Genomic DNA, 21,623 nt, shown 5'->3' with positions numbered 1-21,623 from the left:
GATAGGGCTTGACCCTGTAGCGACTTGAAGGTGTATCTTCAAGGCATTGAGAAAAACGGAGTAAAGCCATGACCTCGAACAACGCCTCGTGCGGCACGGCCGCATGCGAATCCCTCGCGAAGGAACCCCTGGTCGGCCGCGCCCAGCCCGTCACGAACACGGTCTTCTACATCGAGAAGATGGACTGTCCGAGTGAGGAGCGCCAGATTCGCGCGCGCCTGGGGCAAATCGCCGGTGTGGAGTCGCTCGGATTCGACTTGGCGCAGCACAACCTCACCGTGACCCACCGGCTGCAGGACCTGGAACCGGTGACGACGGCCTTGGCCGAATTGGGCTTGCCTCCCGTGCCCCAAGGACGCGCCACGCGCACCGATCGGTTTCAGGTGCCCAAGATGGACTGCCGCAACGAAGTGGCGCAGATTCGCGAACGATTCGCCCAGCTCGAAGGCATTGGCGAGCTGGAATTCGACCTCAAACAGCGCGTGCTGACTGTCCATCACCGGTTGCCGGACGTCGTACCGATCACGGACGCGCTCGCATCGATCGGCATGCCGGCGGCGGTGCCTCCCGCCGAGCACCCTGCGACTCGCTCAACATTCCGCGTCCCCAACATGGACTGCGTGAACGAGGAGCGGCAGGTGCGCGAACGCTTCGCCACCATGGCAGGTGTCGAGAGCCTGGAGTTTGACCTACCTAAGCGCAGCTTGACCGTCTCCCACCGCTTGGAAAACACCAGCGCGATCGTTCAAGCGCTCACGGAACTGGGGATGCCGCCACGCGACGAGTCAGCCGCACCCACGCTGCGCGCGGAACCGGCAGCACAGGGAGTCGCGGCTCCCGCCGCAGCCGCGCGAACCGACACGTTCCGCATCGAAAAGATGGATTGCCCAACCGAAGAGGGCCTGATCCGCAAGCGTCTGGGCAATTTGCCCGGGGTGGCAGGCCTGGACTTCAACCTGATGCAGCGCAAGCTGACCGTGAATCACACCTTGCCGTCCACCGAACCCATTGTTCGCGCGCTCAAGGACATCGGCCTTCCTCCATCTGAGCCCGCGGCTGCCGCAGCCGGCGGCGCTTGGCAAAGCGTGTACCGCATTGAGAACATGGACTGCCCGACCGAAGAAGCGCTGATCCGCGACAAGCTGCAGCACATGCCCGGCGTGCAGGAACTTGATTTCAACCTGATCCAGCGCAAGCTGATCGTGGCCCACACGGTGGCCGCCGCGGACGTCGAGGCTGCGCTGCACTCGATCGGCATGAAGGCCGTGCCCGACACCGCTCCTTCGAGCGAGCTGGAGGAAGCGCCCAAACCATCAGTGAGCCGGCGGCAGTGGGCCCTGATGGCCGTGGCCGGCGTGAGTGCCGGGGTGGCCGAAGCGATCGCCTTCAGCACCGGCAACGACAAGGCCTGGCCGGTCATTGCGCTGGCGCTAGTGTCGATCGCCACGGGCGGCTGGCCCACCTACAAGAAAGGCTGGCTCGCTCTCAAGAGCGGCATCCTGAACATGAATGCCCTCATGTCCATTGCCGTGACGGGTGCGATCCTGATCGGCCAGTGGCCCGAGGCCGCCATGGTGATGTTCCTGTTCGCGCTGGCCGAAGTCATCGAAGTGCTGTCCCTGGACCGCGCGCGCAACGCGATTCGCGGGCTGCTCGCGATGGCGCCCGAGAAGGCAACCGTCCAGCAGCCCGATGGCAACTGGCAGGAAGTGCCGGCCGAGACCGTAACGGTCGGTCAGCTAGTGCGCATCCGCCCCGGCGAGCGCATCCCCCTGGACGGGGTGCTGGAAAGCGGCCAGTCCGCGGTCAATCAGGCGCCGATCACCGGTGAGAGCATCCCCGTGGCCAAGGCCGTGGGCGACACGGTTTTCGCGGGGACCATCAACGAGACCGGCTCGTTCGTCTACAAGGTTACGGCCAAGGCCACGCATTCGACGCTGGCCCGCATCATCAAGGCCGTGGAGGAGGCGCAGGGCAGCCGCGCGCCGACCCAGCGCTTCGTCGACCAGTTCGCCCGCATCTACACACCCGCAGTTTTTGCCGTGGCGCTGGCCGTCATGCTGGTGCCGCCGCTGTTTTTCGGCGCAGCCTGGATGGATTGGATCTACAAGGCCTTGGTCCTCCTGGTGATCGCCTGCCCCTGTGCCCTGGTCATCTCCACGCCGGTGACGGTGGTGAGCGGCCTGGCCGCCGCCGCGCGTCGCGGCATCCTGATCAAGGGGGGCGCCTACCTCGAGCAAGGCCGACTGCTCAAGGCATTGGCCCTGGACAAGACCGGCACGATCACCCAGGGCAAGCCTGTGGTGACCGATGTTGTGTCCCTCGGATCCGAGGCCGGCGATGCCTTGCAGCTGGCCGCGAGCCTGGCGACGCGCTCCGACCACCCAGTCTCGGGCGCGGTTGCCACCCATTGGAAAGAAAAGCGCGGCGAGGGCCTGGGCGAAGTCGACGATTTCGAGGCGATCACCGGGCGCGGCGTCAAGGGCCGCATCGCCGGCCAGTGGTACTACCTGGGCAACCACCGGCTGCTGCAGGAACTGGGGATCAGCAATGAGGCGACCGAGGCCGCCCTGAAGAAGCTCGAGGCCGAAGGCAAGACCGCGATCGCGATCGCCACCCCATCGGCGGCCTTGGCGGTAATCGGCGTTGCGGACACGGTGCGAGAGACCAGCCGGCAGGCGATCGGCGAGCTGCATGAGTTGGGTGTGCGCACCGTGATGCTGACCGGCGACAACCAGCAAACCGCGAACGTGATCGCGAAGCGCGTGGGAATCGACGACGCGCGCGGAAGTCTCTTGCCCGAGGACAAGCTGAAAGCCGTGGAGGCCGAACTGGCGGCCCACGGCACCGTTGGCATGGTCGGCGACGGCATCAATGACGCGCCCGCGTTGGCGAAGTCCAGCATCGGATTTGCCATGGGCGCCGCCGGCACCGACACCGCGATCGAAACGGCTGACGTTGCCCTGATGGACGACGACCTGCGCAAGGTTCCGGAGTTCATCCGGCTCAGCCGCAAAACGGGCGCGATCCTGAAGCAGAACATCGTGGTGGCGCTGGGCATCAAAGCGGTCTTTATGGTGCTTGCGCTCGTGGGAATGGCCACCTTGTGGATGGCCGTGTTCGCCGACATGGGGGCGAGCCTGCTGGTGGTGTTCAACGGCCTGCGGCTGCTCAAGGCCAGGACTGCTTGAGCCGCATGCAAGCTGCGCCATCCGTGGGAGACTGGCTGCGACATTGGCTGTACGACTGGGGCGGCGCCAACGCGGACATCTTCCTGTCTATCAACAGCGCCTTGCCCGATGGCCTGATCTGGCTACCCGAGGCGCTGACCTGGCTGGGCAGCTATTGGGGCGCACCCGCCGCCGCCGCGACGCTCTGGCTCACGTGCCGCAGCTTGTCCGGCAAAGAGCTTGCGGCGGCCAGGCTGACCCTCGGCAGATTCTTGGTCGGCCTCGCGCTGGCGATGACGTCCGGTGCCGTGGCCAAGATGGCGTTCGCCTTTCCCCGGCCTTGGAACGCGCTGGGCGACCGCGTGTTCCGCGTCGTGGGTACCCCCGACAGCCACTACACGCTGCCTAGCGGGCATTCCACCTATGTCGCGGTGCTGGCCGCAGCGCTTTGGCCGCTTCTGAACTGGCCTGCAAGATTCGCTCTGCTCGTGTTCGCGGTGGGTGTGGGCTGGTCGCGCATTGCGCTGGGGGCGCATTTCCCAGCCGACGTGCTGGCTGGCTTCGTTCTGGGTTGGGTGTGCGTGGCGGCGGCTGGGCCTCTCGCCCGGCGGGTCGCGCCGCGTATTCCGCTGGCCGGTGGAGCAGCGCGATGAATGCCGGCTTTGCCTTCGCCCTGCGCGGCGCTGATCACATCGACCGCGTCAACCGGCAAGTCGCACTGGTCGTACGCTGGGGCTTGCTGGCCAACGCATTGCTGATCGCGGGCAATGCAATCAGCCGCAAGTTCTTCGGTGTGGCGTCGTCCTCGATGTACGACGTGCAGCCGCACTTCTTCGCAGCGGCCGTGCTGCTGATGGCCGCGTACACCCTTAAACGCGACGAGCACGTGCGCATCGACGTGTTCTCCGGGCATCTCGGGCCCCGTGGGATGGCGTGGCTGGACCTGGTGGGGATCGCAGTAGTGCTGCTGCCGCTGTGCCTAGCTGCCGTCTGGGTCACGTGGCCGGAATTCGTGACGTCCTACGTCACCGGCGAGACCCGCGCCAGCCGCGAAAGCCTGAGCCAGTTTCCCGCCTGGATCATGAAAGGGATGATCCCGCTCGGCTTCCTGACGCTTGCGGCGCAGGGCCTGGCGGAGGCTGTGCGCTGCATCGCGTTCCTGGCCGGAGCGGCGCCACGGCCGCGCGCGGCCGAGCACGCCGACAGGCGCGGCTTCGCATGACGCCCGACCTGCTGGCACCGTTGATGTTCACCACGCTGGTGGTGATCCTCCTAGCCGGGTTTCCCGTGGCCTTTTCGCTCGCGGCGGTGGCCGCAGCATTCGGGGTGCTGGGTGTCGTTGTCGGGCAATTCCACGCGGCGTTCCTGCTGGCGATGCCGCTGCGGGAGCAGGGCGTATTCAACAGCGACAACTTTCTGGCCGTGCCCCTGTTCGTACTCATGGGACTGATCCTGGAGCGCACCGGTGTAGCCGAAGACATGCTGGTGGCACTGGGACGCCTGTTCGGCCGGCTGCCTGGAGGCCTGCTGTACGCCACAATCATCGTCGGTGCCGTGCTCTCCGCCATCACGGGTTTCGTGTCCGCTTCGGTCATCGCCATGGGCCTGATCGCGTTGCCGGCCATGCTCAAGGCCGGCTACGACGCGCGGCTCGCGACGGGCTCCATCGCGGCCGCGGGCACGCTGGCGCAGATGCTGCCGCCTAGCCTGGTGTTGATCGTCCTGGCCGAACAGGTCGAGGTTCCGCTGATCGACATCTTTCACGCCGCCTTGCTGCCCAGCGCCATTCTGGTGGGCCTGTACCTGCTGTTTGTGTTCGCCGCGGCGATGGCCTACCCGCGGCTGGCCCCGGCCATCTTGCCGCCGGCGGACCATTCGCGCGGCCGGGTCTGGATGCAGGCAGCCGCCGCCGCGGGCGTGCCCCTTGGGCTCATCCTCACCATCCTGGCGTCGATCTACTTCGGGGTGGCCACTCCCACCGAAGGAGGGGCCATCGGTGTGTGCGGCGCGCTGCTGATCGGCGCCGCCAAACGCAAGCTGGCAGATGGCCGGCTGTCTCAGGCACTCACCAGCACCGGAGTGCTCTGCTCGAGCGTGATCTTCCTGCTACTGGGCGCCTCGTTCTTCACACTGGTTTTTCGCGGCTTCGACGGCCAGGTCTGGATCGAAAGCCTGTTCAGCCACCTGCCGGAGGGGCAGCTCCCCTTCCTGATCTTCATCAGCGTGGGCATCTTCGTGCTGGGCTTCTTCCTGGACTTCTTCGAGATCGCCTTCATCGTCGTGCCGTTGATCGCGCCCGTGGCGCGCAAGCTGGGCGTGGACATGGTGTGGCTCACCGTGATGATCGCCGTCATCCTGCAGACCTCGTTCATGCACCCGCCGTTCGGCATCGCGCTGTACAACCTGCGCAGCGTGGCGCCGGCTAGCGTCCGGACTTCGCAAATCTACATGGGGGCGATTCCGTTCCTGATCATCCAGATGCTGATGGTCGCGATCCTGGTGGCCTTTCCTGGACTGGCGAGCACCGAGCAGACGCAGCAACGTATTTCCGATGAGGAAGTGGAGAAGGCGTTGCGGACCCATGAGGACGCGCCGAGCGCCGCGCCCAGCATCGAAGTACCCGAACCTGAAATGAAGTAATGAACTATCCCAACCGCAGAGCCCACTGGTATTCCTTCGCGTTCGTCGTACTGGCGGCCGACCAGGCCGCCAAGAGCTCCATCGCCACGACCACACCGCTGGGCTGGTCGCATGAAGTGACGCCGTTCTTCAACCTGGTCCATGCACTGAATCCGGGTGCGGCCTTCAGTTTCCTGGCCGGCGCCGGGGGCTGGCAGCGCTGGTTCTTCCTGGCCATCGCGCTCGCTGCATCGATCTGGCTGGCATGGATGCTGTCCAAGCCGGTGAGGCGCCTCGAAGCCTTGGCCTACAGCCTGATCCTGGGAGGCGCCCTCGGCAACGCCTTCGACCGGGCGGTGCGCGGGCAGGTGGTCGACTACCTCGACTTCCACCTGGGCGGAAGGCACTGGCCGGCGTTCAACATCGCCGACATGGCGATCACGGCAGGGGCCGCCGCTCTGATCGCGGCGTCGTTTCTCGGACAGGGCAGCGCGAAACCTTCCTCTTCAAACGACGTCTGATGCGAAAGGGTTCTACCTGATTCGGACGATCAATACCGTCTGGCGCAAGGGAATTAATGAAGCTTAAAGCTGCTACAAGGCTGTCGGGGCACAATGGCGTTTCATCGACGGGGTTGTGCATGAAGATCGGCGAACTCGCAAAAATCACCGAGACCCAGGCGGAAACCATCCGCTTCTACGAGCGTGAAGGCCTGCTGCGCGAGCCGCCTCGAACCGAGGGGAATTACAGGCTCTATGAGGCGGAACACCTGGAGCGCCTGGCTTTCATCCGGCATTGCCGCTCACTCGACATGACGCTCGATGAGATCCGCGCCCTGCTGCGCTTCCAGGACGCACCGCGCGACAACTGCCACGCCATCAACGACGTGCTGGACGAACACATCGAGCATGTGGCCCGGCGCATCCGCGAACTCAGGCACCTGCAGCAGGAGCTGAAGGCGCTGCGCGAGCAATGCGACGGCGTGGCGGCCGAGTGTGGAATTTTAGACGGCCTGAAGAAGGTGAAGCATCAGAAACCGGGAGCGGTTCATGGAGGTGGCGTGCATGCCGCGACCGGACGGCGGCCGCCGCGCTCGATTCGCGCCTAGAGCTGATCGTCATGGCTATCGGTAGCAAGGAGCATGCGTAGAAGCAGCCAGATCGCATTGGTGGCCGCGCTGGTGATCGGATCGGCAGCGCTGGGGCTCCTTCTTCGACAAGCGCAAAAGCCGCAGGAGCCGGCACCGGCCGTCAGCGAGGCGCCAAGCGCCTCCGGCGCAAACACCACCGCCGACCTGGACGGCGCGAAGTTCGTCCGCTGGGCTCAACCCCGAGAGCTCCCTCATCTGGCCTTCAACGATGAGAAGGGTCGGTTGGTCAGCCTGAAGGACTTTCACGGTCGCATGGTGCTGCTCAATCTCTGGGCGACGTGGTGTCCGCCGTGCCGCGAGGAAATGCCCTCCCTGGACCGCCTCAATGCCAAACGCCGCAGCGCCACGTTCGAGGTCGTTGCCCTCTCGCTGGACTCGCCGGAAAAGAGCCAGGCGTTTCTGCGCGCTATCCAGGCGCAAACGCTGCGCGGCTACACCGACCATCAAGGTGGCGCGCTTCGTACATTGGGTCTGGTCTCGGTCCCGACGACATTGCTGATTGACGCAAAGGGTCGCGAGATCGGCCGCACGGTGGGACCTGCGGCCTGGGACGGTCCTGCGGCCCTGAATCTCATTGACAGTATCACCAAGGAGCCAACCTGATCGCCGCTTACCCCGATGCCATGCGCCACGACCACGCCATGCCGCGCCGGCAATGGACGCTCCTGCTCGTCTGCTGGCTCGCCAGCCTCGCCTCGAGCGTGGGCAGCCTGTTTTTCAGTGAAGTCATGGGGCTGGAACCCTGCGTGCTGTGCTGGTACCAGCGGATCGCCATGTTTCCACTCGTTCCCATCCTGGCCATTGGGCTGTATAAGCAGGACCTCTACAGCGTCAGGTACGCCTTGCCCCTTGCCGGCGCCGGAACGCTCATCGCGCTTTACCACTTCCTGCTCTACACGGGCTTTGTCCCGAAAGGCATGCAGCCATGCGGCAGGGGCCTGTCCTGCGCGGACGTGAAGCTGGAACTGGCGGGCTTCCTGACCATTCCCCTCATGTCGCTGCTCGCCTTTAGCCTGATCCTTGTGCTGCTCGTCGCGGCAACGAGGAAGTCGCCCCAATGAACAGACAACGTCTCATGGCCGTGCCGGCCATCCTGCTGCTTCTGGTCTTCGCCGTCGCGGCTGTCGCGTACAACCGCATGGAAGCCCGGAAGCTCGCCGAACTCGCGCGCCAGCCCAACTCGGTGTTCAATCGGCCGCACTCGCCCACCTACGGCCCTGCTGATGCCAAGGTACGCATCGTCGAGTTCTTTGACCCGGCGTGCGAAACCTGTCGTGCGTTCTATCCCCTGGTGAAGAATCTCGTCGACTCGCAACAAGGAAGGGTCCAGCTGGTCATGCGGTATGCGCCGTTTCACGCCGGCGCGGACAAAGCCGTGCAGGCGATGGAAGCCGCCCGGCTGCAAGGCATGTTCTGGCCAGTGACACAGGCATTGCTGAGACACCAATCGACCTGGGGCGCTGACCACAACCCCCGGCCCGACCTGATCTGGTCCATCGTCGACGGCACAGGCCTGAACATGATCAAGGCTCGCGACGATGCCGCCTCCCCTCAGGTCATCGCCAACATTGAGCAGGACCTTGCGGATGCTGCGGCACTGAACGTCACCCGCACGCCGGGCTTCTTCGTGAATGGCCGGCCGTTGAAGGACTTCGGCCATCAGCAACTGAAGGCGTTGGTCGAAGACGAAGTCGCTCTCGCTTACGGCGCTGGCGCCAATTAGGCCGGCTCTGCGCTTGTGCACGGCCCCAAGTCCTTTCAGCTTTCGGCCAGGAGTTTTTCGATCAGCTTGTGAAGCTCGGCGAAATCGGGCTGGCCGACGTAGCGCTTCACGATCTCTCCGCGCTTGTTCACAAGGTAGGTCGTAGGCGTCACGTTCACGTCGCCCCACGCCTTTGCCACAGTGCCGGTGTTGTCGATGGCGACCAGGAAGGGCAGCTTTCGTGTCTGGGCGAAGTTCACCACGTAGGCCGGAGGGTCGTAGCTCATGGCGATCGCGACCGTCTCGTAGCCGCGCGGCGCGTACTTCTCGTGGGTTCGGACAATCATCGGCATCTCAGCCACGCAAGTGGTGCAGCTGGTCGCCCAGAAATTGACCAGCGCGACCTTGCCCACGAAATCCGACGTCTTTTTCGAGCTTCCGTCGAGCAGTACAAACGTCGACTGTGGCGCCGTCGAGGAACCGAGGCTCAAGTAGACGGCGAGCGACAGCCCCAAAGCCATCGCGCCGATCAGAATGTGCACCTTCTTCATGGGCCCTTGGCTGCCGCTTTGGAGGCTTCCTCAAGAATCTCCCGGCCGCCGTTGGCCGCGATGCCGGCCACGATGACGCCCAGGATCAGGTCGGGAAGGTTGGAGCCGAACCACATGACCAGGATGCCCGCCATGAGGATCGCCAGGTTCACGATCGAGTCGTTGGTCGTGAAGATCGATGAGGCCTTGAAGTTCACGTCCTGGCCCCGATGGCGGCGCAGCAGGCGCAGGCAGAAGACGTTGATGCCAGCGTTCACGCCGGCCATGACCATCATCGCCGGCCCGACTGGCTCTTCGGCCCCCAGAAAGCGCCGGATGACTTCCACCAGCAGCATCACCGACAGACCGATCAGCAGCCAGCCGGACAAGCGCGCCGCAGCGACCTTGGCGCGAACCGAACGGCCGACCGCGTAGATGCCCACGGCATAGACGGACGCGTCGGCGAGGTTGTCCAGCGCGGCGCCGATGAGCGCAGTGGACGATGCCCATGTCCCGACGCCGAAGCCCAAAGCACTCTGGGCCAGGTTGATCGCGAGGACCGCACGCAGGATGCCCCGGTCTCTCGCGTTGCTCTGATCAAGGCCCTCCAGGCCGTCGTCATCGTCCATGCCAGTCGTCAACCGAACTTCTTCGCCAGCCCGACAAGGTAGTCGGCGACCGCAAGCGAGCTTGCGTTGGACCCGGCCAGCGAGCCGGACGTCAGCCAACGGCCGTCAACTCCAAGAGAGGGTGTGCCTTCGATGTTGTAGCCGGCGGTCAATTGCGTTGCTTGCTTGGCCTTCCCCGCGACACTGAACGAGTTCATTGTTTCGACAAAGCGGGCAGACTCCACGCCATTCTTGGCGACGAAAGCGCCGATCTCTTCGGCGGTACCGAGGCGATGACGGTCCGAATGAATCGCCAGGAAGACCTTGGCATGCAGGCGCTCGACCAGACCCAGCGCTTCAATGGCGAAGTACAGCTTCTGGTGGATCACCAGGTCGTCGCGGAACGCCACGGGAATGCGACGGAACAGGACGTCGGGAGGCAGCCGTTTCTGCCAGGCATCAAGTGCAGGTTCGAAGGCGTGGCAGTGCGAACAACTGTAAGCAAAGAATTCCAGGACTTCGACCTTCTTGACATCGCGGGTGGGTTGGCGCGTCGAAAGGGTCACATAGTGTTTGCCTTCCAGCGGCTTTTCCTGAGCAAAGGCGGCAAGAGGCCCGCCGGCAAGTGAAGTCAAGGCGATAGCGGAAAAGTGGCGGCGAGTGGTCATGGCGATACTGGATATTGTCTTGCACGGCGGCCTACAGCCGGAGGCTGCAGATTTGAAACCCTGAAGCCGGTAGAGAGTCAAGCCAGCGCCATGCGTCTGGCAGTCAATAGATCGATGCTAGGGGCTTCCCGACATTCGAACCGGGAAATCCTGCAGCGAAACTGAGATCACCCCTTCCTGGCTGGCACCACGGTCGAGGAACAGGCCATTGCCGAGCTGGTCCGCCGGCACCGGGAGGCCGAGGCCACCCGGCTGCAACAAGCCATGTTCGAGCAACGCAAACGCCTTGCGGAAGCGGAACGCAAGCTGGCCGTGAAGCCGACGAAGACAGCGGCCGAAAGTCAGCGGATCGCGCTCAAGAAGATCGACAGCTACCGCAAGGCCATGGCCGGCGAGGTCGAGGGAAGCGGTGCGCGCATCTACCCGGGCACCTACGCACCTGTCGTGATCGTGCAGGACGGTCAGCCGGTCACCGTGCCCATGCGCTACCACTGCCGGCCCGCAGGCGTGCCGGCCTCCTTCGATGAGGAACGGCCGGGCTGCGATAACGCTTTTAGAGCGTAGCTAACAGTTAGCAGCGGAATTTCCACGCGAAATCAACGCTGTCGCCGTACTAACGCTTTTTCGCTTTTCCGGTCGAGTTTCCGACCACAGCAGAGGTGTCGAGCCCGGCAAGACGGCGTTGATGGGTCGAGAATCAGGTTGTACCAGGCGGATGTCAGAGCCTGCTGCTCGTCCTGCCCAGGTAGAACCACTCCGTCCCGAGGGCTGCATCGGAATTGGGAAACACAATGCACCCGTCGAACGGTGAAACGACCTTCTCACCGTTGGCACGCTCGGCGATCACCTGGCCCTGCATCACGGGCTCGAAGCTTGTCCACGGTTGAACGAAGCGGTCGCCGGCATCCTGTCGGTCGATGACCTCGCACAGTTGCAGGCACTCCATGTTCGCGACGGGCTGGGGCTGGTCCTCGTCGGTCAGCCGAAGGTGCGCCAAGGCGTTGCGGATGGCCCGGTAGGCGACGTGCTCGGCGCTCGGGTCGTCATGGAAGCCGCACTCCAGCGTCATCCCCCAGCCGCCAACAGAGCGCATGTACTCGGTGGTCCCGATGCCATAGAGCGCGTCGTCGATGCCAGGTGCGCCGGTTGTTGCTTGGCCGCGCCGCCGCGCGACGCCGCCCGCGTAGGTGGACAGCCATCCGTCTACGACGCGATGCTCGCCCAGGCGCGCGGCCAGGCCTTCTTCTTCGGCCGCGAAGCGGAACGGCTCAATCGCCCCGTCGTTGTTGGGCGGGCCGATGAACACGAACGGCTTGCCATTACCTCGAAACGAGTGCAGATCGAGCAGCACATCGTGCCGGGCCAGCAGCGGGCACAGCCAGTTTGCAATGTGGTCCTCGTTGTCTGCCGGCGCCGTGGTGGGCCGTAGGCCACGGTTCAGGTTCCTGTCGCCGGACCGGGTGCCGCGCGCGTGCGCGAGGGAGTTCGTGATGGGGACTAGCGTCAAACAGCCGGCCGACAGCGCCACAGCGCCCCGGTCCAGCTCGCCCATCAGCTTGTGGATGGCCGCAGTGCCGCAGACTTCGTTGCCATGCACCGCGCCGAGAACGAGCAGGCGAACGCCGTCCTTGCGGGATGCGTATTCGACAGACTTGAAATTCACCATGGGGCACGGGCTTGTTGTCATTGGTCTGAAGCCACTGTAGCGCTCAGTGTCCGCCGGACGTGGACTATGAAGCCTGCCGAACGGCCTTTGCGCCCAAGTTGGGGGCCACCTTCACGTAGACCAGTTCACTGACCAGTTCCACCAGCGTCTGCGTCACGATCACGGCGGGCACCCACGGCACCGCACCGGGGATGGCGAGGCCCAGCGGCAGGACCACCAACGAATTGCGCGTGGCTGAGCTGAACGCCACGGCGCGGCCTTGGTCTGCAGGCAGCCGGCACATGCGAGCCACACACCAGCCGAGCACCGGGGCCGCGATGGCGAACACCACGTAGACCGCGGCGACCTGGCGAACGGCATCGAGCGCCAGGCCGAGCTGCGGTGCGACGGACGCCACCACCACGAATAGCACGGCCGCCGTGGCCGGCACCGGCAGCAGCCCGAGCCATCCAACGACGCGCTCACCCGTCGCCAAACGCGCGGCCCAGGCCTGGCACACGGCCGCCAGCGACAGCGGTACCGCGATCAGCCAGATGAAGGCGTGAACGAACGGCTCCCACTGCACGAGGCCTGCGGCTGCATCGCCCATGAACAGGCTCAGATAGACCGGCAGCAGCACCATCTGTGCAGCCAGCAGCAGCGGTGTGGAGGCCAGCAGCGGCTTCGCGTCGGCCTTGCCCAGATGAGCGAAGGTCACCACGTAGTCGATGCACGGCGTCAGCAACACCAGCAGCACCCCGACCCGCAGCAGCGGGTCTTGCGGCACCCAGGGCAGCAGCACGGCCACCAGCACTGGCACCGCGACGAAATTGGCCAGCAGCAGCACGCCGAGGAACCGCACGTTCGACAGCGCACGCCGCAGCTCGGTCAGCGGCACCTGCAGGAACGTGACGAACAGCATGAACGCCAACAGCGGATTGACGGCAGGCGCCATCGCTGTCGATGCCGGCCACTGCCAGGCCACAAGTCCGGCGAGCGCCACGGCGGCGAAGTAGATCGCGACCTGGCGGGCTTCGAGAAGGGAGCGCAGGGATACAAGGGTCATGCGTGCGAGCGGTGTAGCCTCAGTGTGCGTCCAGGTTCCTCGCCTGCAAAGCCAGGTCCAGCAGCTTGCATTTTTGCCGTAGTAGCGCGCCAGTCGCCACTCGCTGATGAGTTCAGTGGCCAGCTCGAAGTCGGCCAGCCTCAGGGGCTCGCGGCGTTCCAGCAGGAAGGGCGTTTCCGACTCCCCCGAGATGACCAGGTAGGCCAGGACGCCTGCACGAAACGGTCACCCGGTGCTGCTCAGAGTTTCGCATGGGCGAAACCACCTCGTCCGCCCCGATCCGCACAAGCCCATGAGCACTGGCCACCTCCGGGGCGTGCTCAGGCTGACTGGCGAACGCCTCGCAGCAAGCGCAGCCCGTTGAACACCACGAGCAGACTGGCGCCCATGTCGGCAAAAACTGCCATCCACATCGTCGCGTTCCCGAACACCGCCAACGCAAGGAAGACCGCCTTGAGGCCGAGCGCAAGCACGATGTTTTGCCACAGCACGGCATAGGTCTTTTTGGACAGCCGAATGGTTTCGGGAACCTTGCGCAGGTCATCGTTCATGATGAGCACATCTGCAGCTTCCTTGGCGGTATCCGTACCTGCTGCACCCATCGAAAAGCCGACCTCTGCCGCAGCCAGTGAGGGACTGTCGTTCACGCCGTCGCCAACCATCCCGACCTGATCGTTTGAACCGCGAAGCTCCGCCACGATCTTTTGCTTGTCCTCAGGCAACAGGTTCGCGCGCACGTCGTCGATGCCGACCAGCTTGGCAATGGCCTGCGCCGTGGTTGCGTTGTCTCCTGTGAGCATGACCGGCCGCACCCCCAGTGCCTTCAGCTCGGCCACGGCCTGCTTGCTCGATTCCTTGGTGGTGTCGGCAACGGCAAAGAGCGCTAGGGAAGCTCTGCTTTAACCGCTTGCCGATGTGCTGATGCCACCCGCTCGCGTCGATTCGAAATATCGGACCGCGTTGCGACCAATCTTCGGGCGCTTTCGAACTGCTGGCAGACCGTTTGGCCCACTACAGGCGCACTCATGCCTGCACGCCGATCAAAGTTCGCCGCACCATCCACAGGTTGGACAGTGCGAACAGGGTGTGCAACTGCGCGGTGTTCTTGAGCAGCCCCCGGTAGCGCACCTTGACGTGGCCGAACTGGCGCTTGATCACGCGGAACGGGTGCTCGACCTTGGCCCGGATGCTGGCCTTGAGGCGCTCAAGCTGATCGGTCAGGTCATCGATCAGATGGGTCTTGTCCAACAGCTTGCGCTTGCCCGGGCGCATGGCGATATTCCAGCGCACGCCGTCCCGAGCGTCAGCTCGCTTGCTGGCCCCCTGGTAGCCAGCATCACCCCAAGCGTCGCTCTCCTGGCCGTGCAGCAGCGTGTTGGCCTCGGTCACGTCGTTGACACTGCCCGCTGTGCCGCGCACCGTGTGCACCAGGCCCGAGTTCGCATCCACGCCGATGTGGGCCTTCATGCCGAAGTACCACTGGTTGCCCTTCTTGCTCTGCTTCATCTGTGGGTCGCGTCCGCCCGAGGCGTTCTTGGTCGAGCTGGGCGCAGCGATCAGCGTGGCGTCCACCACGGTGCCGGCACGCAGCATCAAGCCCTTGGCACCCAGCAATTCGTTGACCAGTGCCAGGATCTGCGGGGCAAGCTTGTGCTCTTCCAACAGCCGGCGGAACCGCAGGATCGTGGTCTCGTCGGGCAGCGCGGTGTCCCAGTTCAGGCCTGCGAACTCGCGGAACAGCGGTACGTCGTGCAGCGACTCTTCCATGGCCGGATCGCTCAGCGTGAACCATTGCTGCATGAAGTGGATGCGCAGCATCGTCTCCACGGCAAACGGCGGGCGACCGCGTTTGCCCTCCGGCGCGTACGGCGTGATCAAGGCCACCAAGGCTGCCCACGGCACCACACGCTCCATCTCTGCCAGGAACTCGCGTTTGCGTGTGCGTTTGGTCGTCAGATTCAGGCCCAGGTCGGCTTGCTTCATGGTGTCGATTGTCTTCGCGCACTCGTACCAATCAGCACATCGAGGCGCCATTTACGCAGACCTTCCCTAGGGCGCGGTCATCGTCTGCAAGCACGGACAGCGTGCGTCCTTGGGCCTCGTGTTCTTTCATCAGCGCTTCGATCTCAGGCGAGCACAGACCACGTTCATGCAACCACCGATGGTTGCCCAAGATGTACTTGCGTCCATCGAGGGAGCCGTGAACGCCACGGCCCAGTTCCGCACCGAAGTCCTGGACCTCGACTGCCGAGCCTTTCAGGCCAGCGGCGACCGCCCGAGACACCGGATGGTCCGAGCGCTCTGCCAAGCTCAATGCAATGAGACGTGCCCGGTCGTCTGCAACGTCGCTCGCCAGGACACGATGCGCGACCAGTTTGGGCTTGCCCTCCGTGAGCGTGCCCGTCTTGTCCAGACCGAGCACGGTCAGCTTGCGTGCTTGTTCCAGGTAGACGCCGCCCTTGATCAGAATGCCACGCCGAGCCGCTGCGGCCAAGCCACTGACCACAGTCACCGGCGTGGAAATCACGAGGGCGCACGGGCACGCGATCACCAACAACACCAGCGCCTTGTAGACCGCCTCAAGCCACGGCCAGCCGGCAACAAGAGGCATGCCGACAGCTACTGCGACCGCCAGCACGAACACGGCCGGCGTGTAGATCGCCGCGAACTTGTCCACGATGCGCTGCGTGGGCGCGCGCTGGCTCTGGGCCTCTTCGACAGCGTGGATGATGCGTGCCAACACGGTGTCGCTGGCGGGTTTCGTGACTTCAAACTCCAGCGCACCGCTCTGGTTGATGGTGCCGGCAAAGACGTCATCGCCTGGCACTTTGTCCACTGGAATGCTCTCACCGGTGACGGGTGATTGATCAACCGCCCCATGGCCGGAGGTGACACGGCCATCCAAGGCAATTCGTTCACCGGGCTTGACGCGGGCGACCGCGCCAACCGCGATCTCACTGGCCTGAGTCGATACCCATGTTCCATCTGGCTGGCGGATCTCCGCCCGCGATGGCGACAGCGCGAGCAGGCCGGCGATGGCATTGCGGGCGCGCTCGACAGAGCGCGCTTCGATGAGTTCAGCCAAGGAGTACAGCGCCATCACCATCGCCGCCTCTGGCCATTGGCCAATGAGAAAGGCGCCGACGACGGCCGCGCTCATCAACGCGTTGATGTTCAACTGCCCGCGAAGCAACGAAGACAAGCCCTTCTTGAACACCGTCAACCCTGACAACGCGATGGCACCGCCAGCCACAGCCATCCCAGCGACACGCCAGGGCAAGGTGTCAGGAAAAACCAAGTGCAATACTTCGGCCAAGACCGCGACGCCCAGCGCAGCAAGAAGCCGAGCCAACTCGACGCGCTGAGCCTTCGCGGTGTCCTCCGCCGCAGGCGGTGCAGAAAGCTGCTCGGGCGTGAACCCGAGCTTCGCGATAGCTGCGACAACAGCGCCCCAGGTCTGCGCTGGAACATCGACCGACAGCAGACGTGCGGGAAGATCGAACCGCAGTCGTTTGACTTGTGGAAAACCTTCGAGCGCGCGCCGAATCTGGCCTTCTTCCGATGCGCAGTCCATCTCTGGAATGCGCAACATCAGTGCTCCGTCGGATGACGGCGCAGCTTTGGACAACGGCTCTTCCTTGCGCATGGGCGGCGCAAGCGCTATCGGTGCGGCACAGGCTGACCCGCAGCAGTCACCGGCCGCCGCAGGCAACGCGGGTTCGGTGGCGAACCCCAGCTTGTTCACGGCCGCCACGGCCTCGGCCCACGCCGCGTCCGAAGCTTGAAACGTGATCGTGTGCTCCGGCAGATCGACGTTCAATGCCTTGACGCCGGCCAGATTCTCAAGCGCAAGTCGGATCGGCTTCTCTTCGTTCTTGCAACACATATCGGGCACGCGCAGCGTGCGTGCAGGCTGTAGCGCGGCGCAGGTACTGGCGCAGCCGCAGGCCCCATGGGCGGGATCAGTGGGTCGCTGAAGCGTTTCTGACGTAGACATTGGATCTTCCTTTGCCTCCGATTTGAATCCCTGTACCCACTACAGGGTCAAGCCCCTTCTGTCGTCCAAGGTACATGCCTGTCTGGCCTGTCAAATTCTGTAGCAGCTACAGAATTGGTCGCAACGAGGAGTGCAGCATGAAAATCGGCGAACTGGCACGTGCCACGGCCACCCAGATCGAGACGATTCGCTACTACGAGCGCGAAGGCCTGTTGCCGGCCCCGTCACGTACGGCGGGAAATTTCCGGGCGTACGAAGAGGCGCACTTGGAAAGGCTTCAGTTCATCCGCTACTGCCGGACACTGGACATGTCCCTGGGGGAAGTGCGCGCGCTTCTCAACATCAAGGACGACCCTGCGGCCGATTGTGGGGACGTCAATGCACTTTTGGACGAGCACATCGGCCATGTCAGCACCCGCATCGCCGAGCTGCGCTCGCTAGAGCGGCACCTCAAGGAGTTGCGTCGTCGTTGTCAGGACCAGCAAACCTCAAAGCAGTGCGGCATCCTCGCCGGGCTCAGCGAGGCTGCTGGTGAAGCCGGCATCGCAACCGCCGAGGCGCGGCATCTGCGTTCGGTGCATGGCCACTGATCGGCAGCCCACGCACCTGGCCCGGAAGCCTGTCGCCTCGACGGTCAACGCGGGGCAATGCGCGTGATGCGGTCGCCCTGCGGATCGTCGGCGCCCCTGGACTTGTTGATGGCGTAGAAAGTGCCTTTGCCATCGCCGGCCACGTGGTTCGGGAAGGTTCCACCAGGCAGGTTGGCGATGATCTTGCCGTCCACGCTCACGACGGTGACAGTTCCCGCGCCCCTGTTCGACACGTACACCTGACCACGGGCGGAATCCACGGCGACGTTGTGCGTTCCCGCGCCCACGAGCACGTTGTGCAGGGTCTTGCCGGTAGCTGGGTCCACGATCAGAAGGTTGTCGCTGCCTTGTGCAGCCACGAAGAGGCGCCGGGTTTTCGGGTCGTAGGCCACACCGATGGTCGATTGCGCACTGTCCACGACGAAGACTTTTTCGACCCGCCCGCTGGTCGTGTCGATCACGGCCACCTCCGCACTGTTCAGGCTGACGGTGTAGAGCTTGCCGGTCGGTGCATCGAAGGCCAGGCTGAACGGCGAGAACGGCTTGGCGTCCGGCCCTTTCACCGTGGTTTCCAGTTTGATGTCGGGCAGCGGTTGCAGCGTCTTGGTGTCGAACACCTTGATCAACGGGGCGCCGGCGGCAGACGCAAAGGCCTTGCCGCGTGCGGCATCGACCACGACGTCGCGGGAGTGCGCAACACTGCCGACCTCGAACTGCTTGACCAGCGAAAGGTCCGCCTGACGGTACACCGCTACGGTGTCCTGGCGCGTGTTCGTCACCCACAAGGTGTCGTTCGCATCGTCCACTGCAACGCCGTAGACGGCGAACACGCCCGGTGCGCGCTGCTGGCCGGCTTGCTGAGGCACCTCCTTCGGGGTGGCTCGTGCTTCGATGGCAAGAGTCTGAGGATGGACCTTGAGCAGAGCCGACTGCGTGACCGGCGGGCGGCCCACGGCAGAGGTGACATACAACCGGTCGTTGCGTGCGCTGTAGGCGACCTGGTACAGGCCTTGGACAAGCGGCTGGGACGTCACGTTGAACTGCTCTTGGCCGGACAGCGGGACGTTGGGCGATACCTTCAAGGGATGGACGACCGCAGCCACGGGCCGCGTTGCGTTGACGACCACGGGGTGTTGCCCAGGCGGTGCGTCGCCGGGTATTGCGAACTCCGTGCGGAAGTTGCCCTCAGCATCTGCCGTCGCCGGCGCGCCCAATGCGGTCCCCGCATAGGTCAACTGCACCTGCTGGCCAGGCACGAAGCCGCGGCCAGCGATCTTGACCGGGGCGCCAGGGATGACCTGGGGGGTATCGACCACACTGATGCGGCCCTGGAATTTCGCCGCCGGTTCCTGGAACTGAGGGCTGGCAGCACAGGCGCCCAACATTAAAGTCAGCGCGATGAGCGCGCTTGCGGACCATGGGGGGCGGGTGAGGTAGGGTCGATTTGCAGTGTTCATGCGACGTTGAGGGATAGGTACGAAGTCAATAGCGCCGGAGGCTTGCTGGCAAAACCACTAATCCTATGTCAACGCACTGAAGAAGAATCGTTCTCACGACTTGCTGTGAGGCCATGTCGACGAAAGTAGGAAGCAGGCGGCCTGCGCGCCATACACATCATTTTGGGTGCGCAAGCGAATTTCTGTTGTCGTCGTGTTCTGGAGCAGCCTGATCTTCCTTGGCCAGTCGATGGCGAGATGTCGGCGGGCTACAACGACCGTTGCGTGCTGGTTGACGGGATGATGCAATGGCGAATGTGCTTGCAACACATGTTGCCGCGTTGCCGAAGCAAGCTGTTCTGCACGATATGTAAATTGACTTGGGGTAGCGTGCGCTGGATGTTTCATCCCGTAAGGGACGTGTGCTTGCCGCGTGGTGTGAGCAACGTGCTCAGAATCCACGGGAACATCGATACACGACGTGTCTGTGTGTGCTGTCGGAGGCCCATGAAGATGACAAAAATGCAATCTTCAAGCACATGAACGGTTGGATTCGCCGAATAGACTGCCCGTACCCAGACGGCCGACTTGCCCCGATCAATGAACGAACCAACCCTAGAAGCGCGGCGATGACCGAAGCTAGTCATGTCTGCGTACACATGGCAACTCCTGTCACTCTGACCCGATAAGATCGCGCACCGTGACGCGTTGGTTGCTGCTTTTCATCGGTTTCATGCTGCCAGTCCAGCTCGCCTGGTCAGCTGCGGCCGTCTATTGCCAGCACGAGGCGGCGCCTGCTTCCTTTCATGTTGGGCACCATGCCCATCAACATGCGGCGACCGATTCGGCCGATCAGCAGGCAGGGGCTCCAGAGGAGGCCTCAGACAATGCTCCGGCCCAGCTTCACGCCGACTGCAGCTACTGCCACGCCAACATTGCCCAACTGCCGTTTGCCTCGGTGAGCGTTGGCACGCCTGCTCAGGCTGCAGCATTGGGAGCCCCTCCGCGGGACCTCTACAGCTACCGCAACGAGCCCGACATCGAACGCCCCAAATGGACGCGCGCCAACTGACCCGGCGCGTGTTCGACTCTTTTTCAGGCCACATCTTGCTCTGACGACGCGCGCCGGATTCCCTTGTCCTTCCCTTTGACTGGAGAATTCGATGTGCAGGTTTTCTGTGCCGCTGGCGTTTGCGCTGACGGCTTTCGCGAGCGCGAGCGTGCTCGCCCAATCCGTAGGCACCAGCGCCGCGCCTGTTTCAGTCGCGCAAGCTAGCTCCGCGCCGCCGCTGACGCTGGCTGCTGCAGTGCAGACGGCCTTGCAAAACCATCCCGATCTCTCCGCGGCACGGCGTGAGATCGAGGCGACCGAAGGTGCACGCACTCAGGCGGCGGCCTACCAGAATCCGTCGCTGAGCGTCGAGGTGGAAGACCTGCGGCGAGACACCCGAACCACCACTGTGATGTGGAGCCAGCCATTCGAACTGGGTGGCAAGCGCGGCGCCCGCATCGCCGCGGCCGACCGCGCAACCGAACTGGCACGTGCACAGCTGGACGCCAAGCAGGCCGAGTTGCGCGCCAACGTCACGGCAGCTTTCTTCACCTCTCTGATCGCGCAAGAGCGTGTTCGACTGGCGCAAGCTTCCCTGGACTTGGCCCGGACAGGTACCCAGACCGGCAGCAAACGCGTGATATCCGGCAAGGTCTCTCCCGTCGAGGAGACCCGGGCAAAAGTCGCGGAGGCGAACGTGCGGCTCGAACTGATCCAGGCGCAAGGCGAGTTGCAGAACAGCTTGCAGGAACTGCGGTCGCTGATGGCGCAGGCTTCGGCGGTTTCCGCTTTGGACGGCAATGCCTTGACGCTGCCGGCTCTCTTGCCGCAGGAGGCACTGGAGCAGCGCATCGCTGATGCGCCCGCGTTGCGACAGGCGAGGCTGGAAGTGCGGCGCCTTGCTGCACTGGCGGACCTGGAGAGCGCCAAACGCGTACCGGACATCACCGTCAATGCCGGCATCAAGCGCGCGCAGGACCAAGGGCGCAACCAGGCCGTGATCGGTATCTCCATCCCGCTGCCGGTCTTCGACACCAACCGCGGTGCCATCTTTGAGGCTCTGCGACGCCAGGACAAGGCAGAAGACGAGGCGCGGGCCATCGAGTTGCGTCTGCGAGCTGATGTCGCCGTGGCGCGCGAGCGCCAGGCCACGGCATCGGCCGAAGTAGCGGCCGTGCAAGCGGAGATCCTGCCTGGCGCCCAGAGCGCCTTCGATGCCGCCAGCAAAGGCTTCGAACTGGGCAAGTTCGACTACCTCGAAGCCCTGGACGCGCAGCGCAGTCTTCTCCAAGCGCGCGCGCAATACCTGCGCTCGGTCGCCGAAGCGCACCGCGCCGCCACCGACCTTGACCGCCTGCTGGGCGTCTCCGTTTCCATTCCCTGAGGCCAGA

21 protein-coding genes and 2 pseudogenes are annotated in these 21,623 nt (G+C 64.2%); 14 read left to right on the top strand and 9 right to left on the bottom strand.

Features of this window, described 5'->3' with window-relative positions:
- Positions 1-68: 68 nt before the first annotated feature.
- The 10 genes and pseudogenes from ACSQ4M_RS36745 to ACSQ4M_RS36700 all read left to right on the top strand — a co-directional run.
- Positions 69-296 (top strand): annotated as a pseudogene (locus tag ACSQ4M_RS36745) (cation transporter); the annotation flags it as partial.
- Positions 297-392: 96 nt separating this feature from the next.
- On the top strand, positions 393-3,191 hold the full coding sequence (locus tag ACSQ4M_RS36740; protein WP_436194602.1) for a cation-translocating P-type ATPase: 2,799 nt from the start codon (positions 393-395) through the stop codon (positions 3,189-3,191).
- A 23-nt stretch (positions 3,192-3,214) separates the two neighbouring features.
- Positions 3,215-3,823: a phosphatase PAP2 family protein gene (locus ACSQ4M_RS36735; RefSeq protein ID WP_436194434.1), complete on the top strand. Its 609-nt coding sequence runs from the start codon at positions 3,215-3,217 to the stop codon at positions 3,821-3,823.
- Positions 3,820-4,392 (top strand): TRAP transporter small permease subunit, encoded by a 573-nt coding sequence (locus tag ACSQ4M_RS36730; RefSeq protein WP_436194433.1) that lies wholly within the window; start codon positions 3,820-3,822, stop codon positions 4,390-4,392. The genes ACSQ4M_RS36735 and ACSQ4M_RS36730 overlap by 4 nt, the downstream gene beginning before the upstream one ends.
- Complete coding sequence (locus ACSQ4M_RS36725) at positions 4,389-5,810, top strand: TRAP transporter large permease (RefSeq protein WP_436194432.1); 1,422 nt, start codon at positions 4,389-4,391, stop codon at positions 5,808-5,810. The genes ACSQ4M_RS36730 and ACSQ4M_RS36725 overlap by 4 nt, the downstream gene beginning before the upstream one ends.
- Complete coding sequence (lspA, locus tag ACSQ4M_RS36720) at positions 5,810-6,310, top strand: signal peptidase II (RefSeq protein ID WP_436194431.1); 501 nt, start codon at positions 5,810-5,812, stop codon at positions 6,308-6,310. The genes ACSQ4M_RS36725 and lspA overlap by 1 nt, the downstream gene beginning before the upstream one ends.
- A gap of 119 nt (positions 6,311-6,429) precedes the next feature.
- Positions 6,430-6,897, top strand: coding sequence for a Cd(II)/Pb(II)-responsive transcriptional regulator (gene cadR, locus ACSQ4M_RS36715; protein WP_436194430.1), 468 nt, complete (start codon positions 6,430-6,432; stop codon positions 6,895-6,897).
- Positions 6,898-6,930: 33 nt separating this feature from the next.
- Entirely contained in the window at positions 6,931-7,542 is a 612-nt protein-coding gene (locus tag ACSQ4M_RS36710) for a TlpA family protein disulfide reductase (protein ID WP_436194429.1), read from the top strand.
- 20 nt (positions 7,543-7,562) lie between these two features.
- On the top strand, positions 7,563-8,000 hold the full coding sequence (locus ACSQ4M_RS36705) for a disulfide bond formation protein B (protein WP_436194428.1): 438 nt from the start codon (positions 7,563-7,565) through the stop codon (positions 7,998-8,000).
- Entirely contained in the window at positions 7,997-8,662 is a 666-nt protein-coding gene (locus tag ACSQ4M_RS36700) for a DsbA family protein (RefSeq protein WP_436194427.1), read from the top strand. Before ACSQ4M_RS36705 ends, ACSQ4M_RS36700 begins: the two co-directional genes overlap by 4 nt.
- Before the next feature lie 35 nt (positions 8,663-8,697).
- Here ACSQ4M_RS36700 and ACSQ4M_RS36695 read toward each other — a convergent pair whose 3' ends face one another.
- From ACSQ4M_RS36695 to ACSQ4M_RS36685, 3 genes are read right to left on the bottom strand one after another with little or no spacing between them, the layout of a single operon-like run.
- On the bottom strand, positions 8,698-9,192 hold the full coding sequence (locus ACSQ4M_RS36695) for a TlpA disulfide reductase family protein (RefSeq protein ID WP_436194426.1): 495 nt from the start codon (positions 9,190-9,192) through the stop codon (positions 8,698-8,700).
- A complete protein-coding gene (locus ACSQ4M_RS36690) occupies positions 9,189-9,800 on the bottom strand; it encodes a cation transporter (protein ID WP_436194425.1) in 612 nt (203 codons plus the stop codon). The genes ACSQ4M_RS36695 and ACSQ4M_RS36690 overlap by 4 nt, the downstream gene beginning before the upstream one ends.
- Positions 9,801-9,808: 8 nt before the next feature.
- Positions 9,809-10,447: a thiol:disulfide interchange protein DsbA/DsbL gene (locus tag ACSQ4M_RS36685; protein ID WP_436194424.1), complete on the bottom strand. Its 639-nt coding sequence runs from the start codon at positions 10,445-10,447 to the stop codon at positions 9,809-9,811.
- Positions 10,448-10,711: 264 nt separating this feature from the next.
- Between ACSQ4M_RS36685 and ACSQ4M_RS36680 the strand changes: the two genes are divergently transcribed.
- Positions 10,712-11,011 carry a hypothetical protein gene (locus tag ACSQ4M_RS36680; protein ID WP_436194423.1) on the top strand — a complete coding sequence of 100 codons (300 nt, stop codon included), beginning with the start codon at positions 10,712-10,714 and terminating at the stop codon, positions 11,009-11,011.
- Positions 11,012-11,165: 154 nt separating this feature from the next.
- Here the strand turns inward: ACSQ4M_RS36680 and ACSQ4M_RS36675 are convergent, their stop codons facing one another.
- From ACSQ4M_RS36675 to ACSQ4M_RS36655, 5 genes and pseudogenes are all read right to left on the bottom strand, one after another.
- Positions 11,166-12,113 carry a succinylglutamate desuccinylase gene (locus tag ACSQ4M_RS36675; RefSeq protein ID WP_436194422.1) on the bottom strand — a complete coding sequence of 316 codons (948 nt, stop codon included), beginning with the start codon at positions 12,111-12,113 and terminating at the stop codon, positions 11,166-11,168.
- A 64-nt stretch (positions 12,114-12,177) separates the two neighbouring features.
- Positions 12,178-13,158, bottom strand: coding sequence for an arsenic resistance protein (locus ACSQ4M_RS36670; RefSeq protein WP_436194421.1), 981 nt, complete (start codon positions 13,156-13,158; stop codon positions 12,178-12,180).
- A gap of 320 nt (positions 13,159-13,478) precedes the next feature.
- A pseudogene (locus ACSQ4M_RS36665) lies at positions 13,479-14,045 on the bottom strand (HAD-IC family P-type ATPase); the annotation flags it as partial.
- 136 nt (positions 14,046-14,181) lie between these two features.
- A complete protein-coding gene (locus tag ACSQ4M_RS36660) occupies positions 14,182-15,141 on the bottom strand; it encodes an IS5 family transposase (protein ID WP_436194420.1) in 960 nt (319 codons plus the stop codon).
- Between the two features lie 31 nt (positions 15,142-15,172).
- Complete coding sequence (locus ACSQ4M_RS36655; RefSeq protein WP_436194419.1) at positions 15,173-17,155, bottom strand: heavy metal translocating P-type ATPase; 1,983 nt, start codon at positions 17,153-17,155, stop codon at positions 15,173-15,175.
- Positions 17,156-17,292: 137 nt separating this feature from the next.
- On the opposite strand from ACSQ4M_RS36655, the gene cadR (ACSQ4M_RS36650) reads away from it, so the two are divergent.
- Positions 17,293-17,745, top strand: coding sequence for a Cd(II)/Pb(II)-responsive transcriptional regulator (cadR, locus tag ACSQ4M_RS36650; protein ID WP_436194270.1), 453 nt, complete (start codon positions 17,293-17,295; stop codon positions 17,743-17,745).
- Between the two features lie 44 nt (positions 17,746-17,789).
- Here cadR (ACSQ4M_RS36650) and ACSQ4M_RS36645 read toward each other — a convergent pair whose 3' ends face one another.
- Positions 17,790-19,202, bottom strand: coding sequence for a YncE family protein (locus tag ACSQ4M_RS36645; RefSeq protein WP_436194271.1), 1,413 nt, complete (start codon positions 19,200-19,202; stop codon positions 17,790-17,792).
- Positions 19,203-19,881: 679 nt separating this feature from the next.
- Between ACSQ4M_RS36645 and ACSQ4M_RS36640 the strand changes: the two genes are divergently transcribed.
- Together ACSQ4M_RS36640 and ACSQ4M_RS36635 are read left to right on the top strand one after the other, a co-directional pair.
- Positions 19,882-20,253 carry a DUF2946 family protein gene (locus ACSQ4M_RS36640; protein WP_436194418.1) on the top strand — a complete coding sequence of 124 codons (372 nt, stop codon included), beginning with the start codon at positions 19,882-19,884 and terminating at the stop codon, positions 20,251-20,253.
- A 91-nt stretch (positions 20,254-20,344) separates the two neighbouring features.
- Positions 20,345-21,616 (top strand): TolC family protein, encoded by a 1,272-nt coding sequence (locus ACSQ4M_RS36635; RefSeq protein ID WP_436194417.1) that lies wholly within the window; start codon positions 20,345-20,347, stop codon positions 21,614-21,616.
- The last annotated feature ends 7 nt before the right edge of the window (positions 21,617-21,623 follow it).

The sequence above is a fragment of the Pseudorhodoferax sp. LjRoot39 genome, assembly GCF_964253035.1.
Taxonomy (GTDB): Bacteria; Pseudomonadota; Gammaproteobacteria; order Burkholderiales; family Burkholderiaceae_C; genus Pseudorhodoferax.
Note: the sequence above shows the minus strand (reverse complement) of the source record. Positions and strands in the feature narration are given on the sequence as shown.

Excerpts from the sequence above, each read along its gene's own strand:
- ACSQ4M_RS36740 (WP_436194602.1), top strand. The coding sequence starts at position 393 with ATGGACTGCCGCAACGAAGTGGCGCAGATTCGCGAACGATTCGCCCAG.
- ACSQ4M_RS36730 (WP_436194433.1), top strand. The coding sequence starts at position 3,820 with ATGAATGCCGGCTTTGCCTTCGCCCTGCGCGGCGCTGATCACATCGAC.
- ACSQ4M_RS36725 (WP_436194432.1), top strand. The coding sequence starts at position 4,389 with ATGACGCCCGACCTGCTGGCACCGTTGATGTTCACCACGCTGGTGGTG.
- lspA (WP_436194431.1), top strand. The coding sequence starts at position 5,810 with ATGAACTATCCCAACCGCAGAGCCCACTGGTATTCCTTCGCGTTCGTC.
- cadR (WP_436194430.1), top strand. The coding sequence starts at position 6,430 with ATGAAGATCGGCGAACTCGCAAAAATCACCGAGACCCAGGCGGAAACC.
- ACSQ4M_RS36710 (WP_436194429.1), top strand. The coding sequence starts at position 6,931 with ATGCGTAGAAGCAGCCAGATCGCATTGGTGGCCGCGCTGGTGATCGGA.
- ACSQ4M_RS36705 (WP_436194428.1), top strand. The coding sequence starts at position 7,563 with ATGCGCCACGACCACGCCATGCCGCGCCGGCAATGGACGCTCCTGCTC.
- ACSQ4M_RS36700 (WP_436194427.1), top strand. The coding sequence starts at position 7,997 with ATGAACAGACAACGTCTCATGGCCGTGCCGGCCATCCTGCTGCTTCTG.
- ACSQ4M_RS36695 (WP_436194426.1), bottom strand. The coding sequence starts at position 9,192 with ATGAAGAAGGTGCACATTCTGATCGGCGCGATGGCTTTGGGGCTGTCG.
- ACSQ4M_RS36690 (WP_436194425.1), bottom strand. The coding sequence starts at position 9,800 with ATGGACGATGACGACGGCCTGGAGGGCCTTGATCAGAGCAACGCGAGA.
- ACSQ4M_RS36685 (WP_436194424.1), bottom strand. The coding sequence starts at position 10,447 with ATGACCACTCGCCGCCACTTTTCCGCTATCGCCTTGACTTCACTTGCC.
- ACSQ4M_RS36680 (WP_436194423.1), top strand. The coding sequence starts at position 10,712 with ATGTTCGAGCAACGCAAACGCCTTGCGGAAGCGGAACGCAAGCTGGCC.
- ACSQ4M_RS36675 (WP_436194422.1), bottom strand. The coding sequence starts at position 12,113 with ATGGTGAATTTCAAGTCTGTCGAATACGCATCCCGCAAGGACGGCGTT.
- ACSQ4M_RS36670 (WP_436194421.1), bottom strand. The coding sequence starts at position 13,158 with ATGACCCTTGTATCCCTGCGCTCCCTTCTCGAAGCCCGCCAGGTCGCG.
- ACSQ4M_RS36660 (WP_436194420.1), bottom strand. The coding sequence starts at position 15,141 with ATGAAGCAAGCCGACCTGGGCCTGAATCTGACGACCAAACGCACACGC.
- ACSQ4M_RS36655 (WP_436194419.1), bottom strand. The coding sequence starts at position 17,155 with ATGTCTACGTCAGAAACGCTTCAGCGACCCACTGATCCCGCCCATGGG.
- cadR (WP_436194270.1), top strand. The coding sequence starts at position 17,293 with ATGAAAATCGGCGAACTGGCACGTGCCACGGCCACCCAGATCGAGACG.
- ACSQ4M_RS36645 (WP_436194271.1), bottom strand. The coding sequence starts at position 19,202 with ATGAACACTGCAAATCGACCCTACCTCACCCGCCCCCCATGGTCCGCA.
- ACSQ4M_RS36635 (WP_436194417.1), top strand. The coding sequence starts at position 20,345 with ATGTGCAGGTTTTCTGTGCCGCTGGCGTTTGCGCTGACGGCTTTCGCG.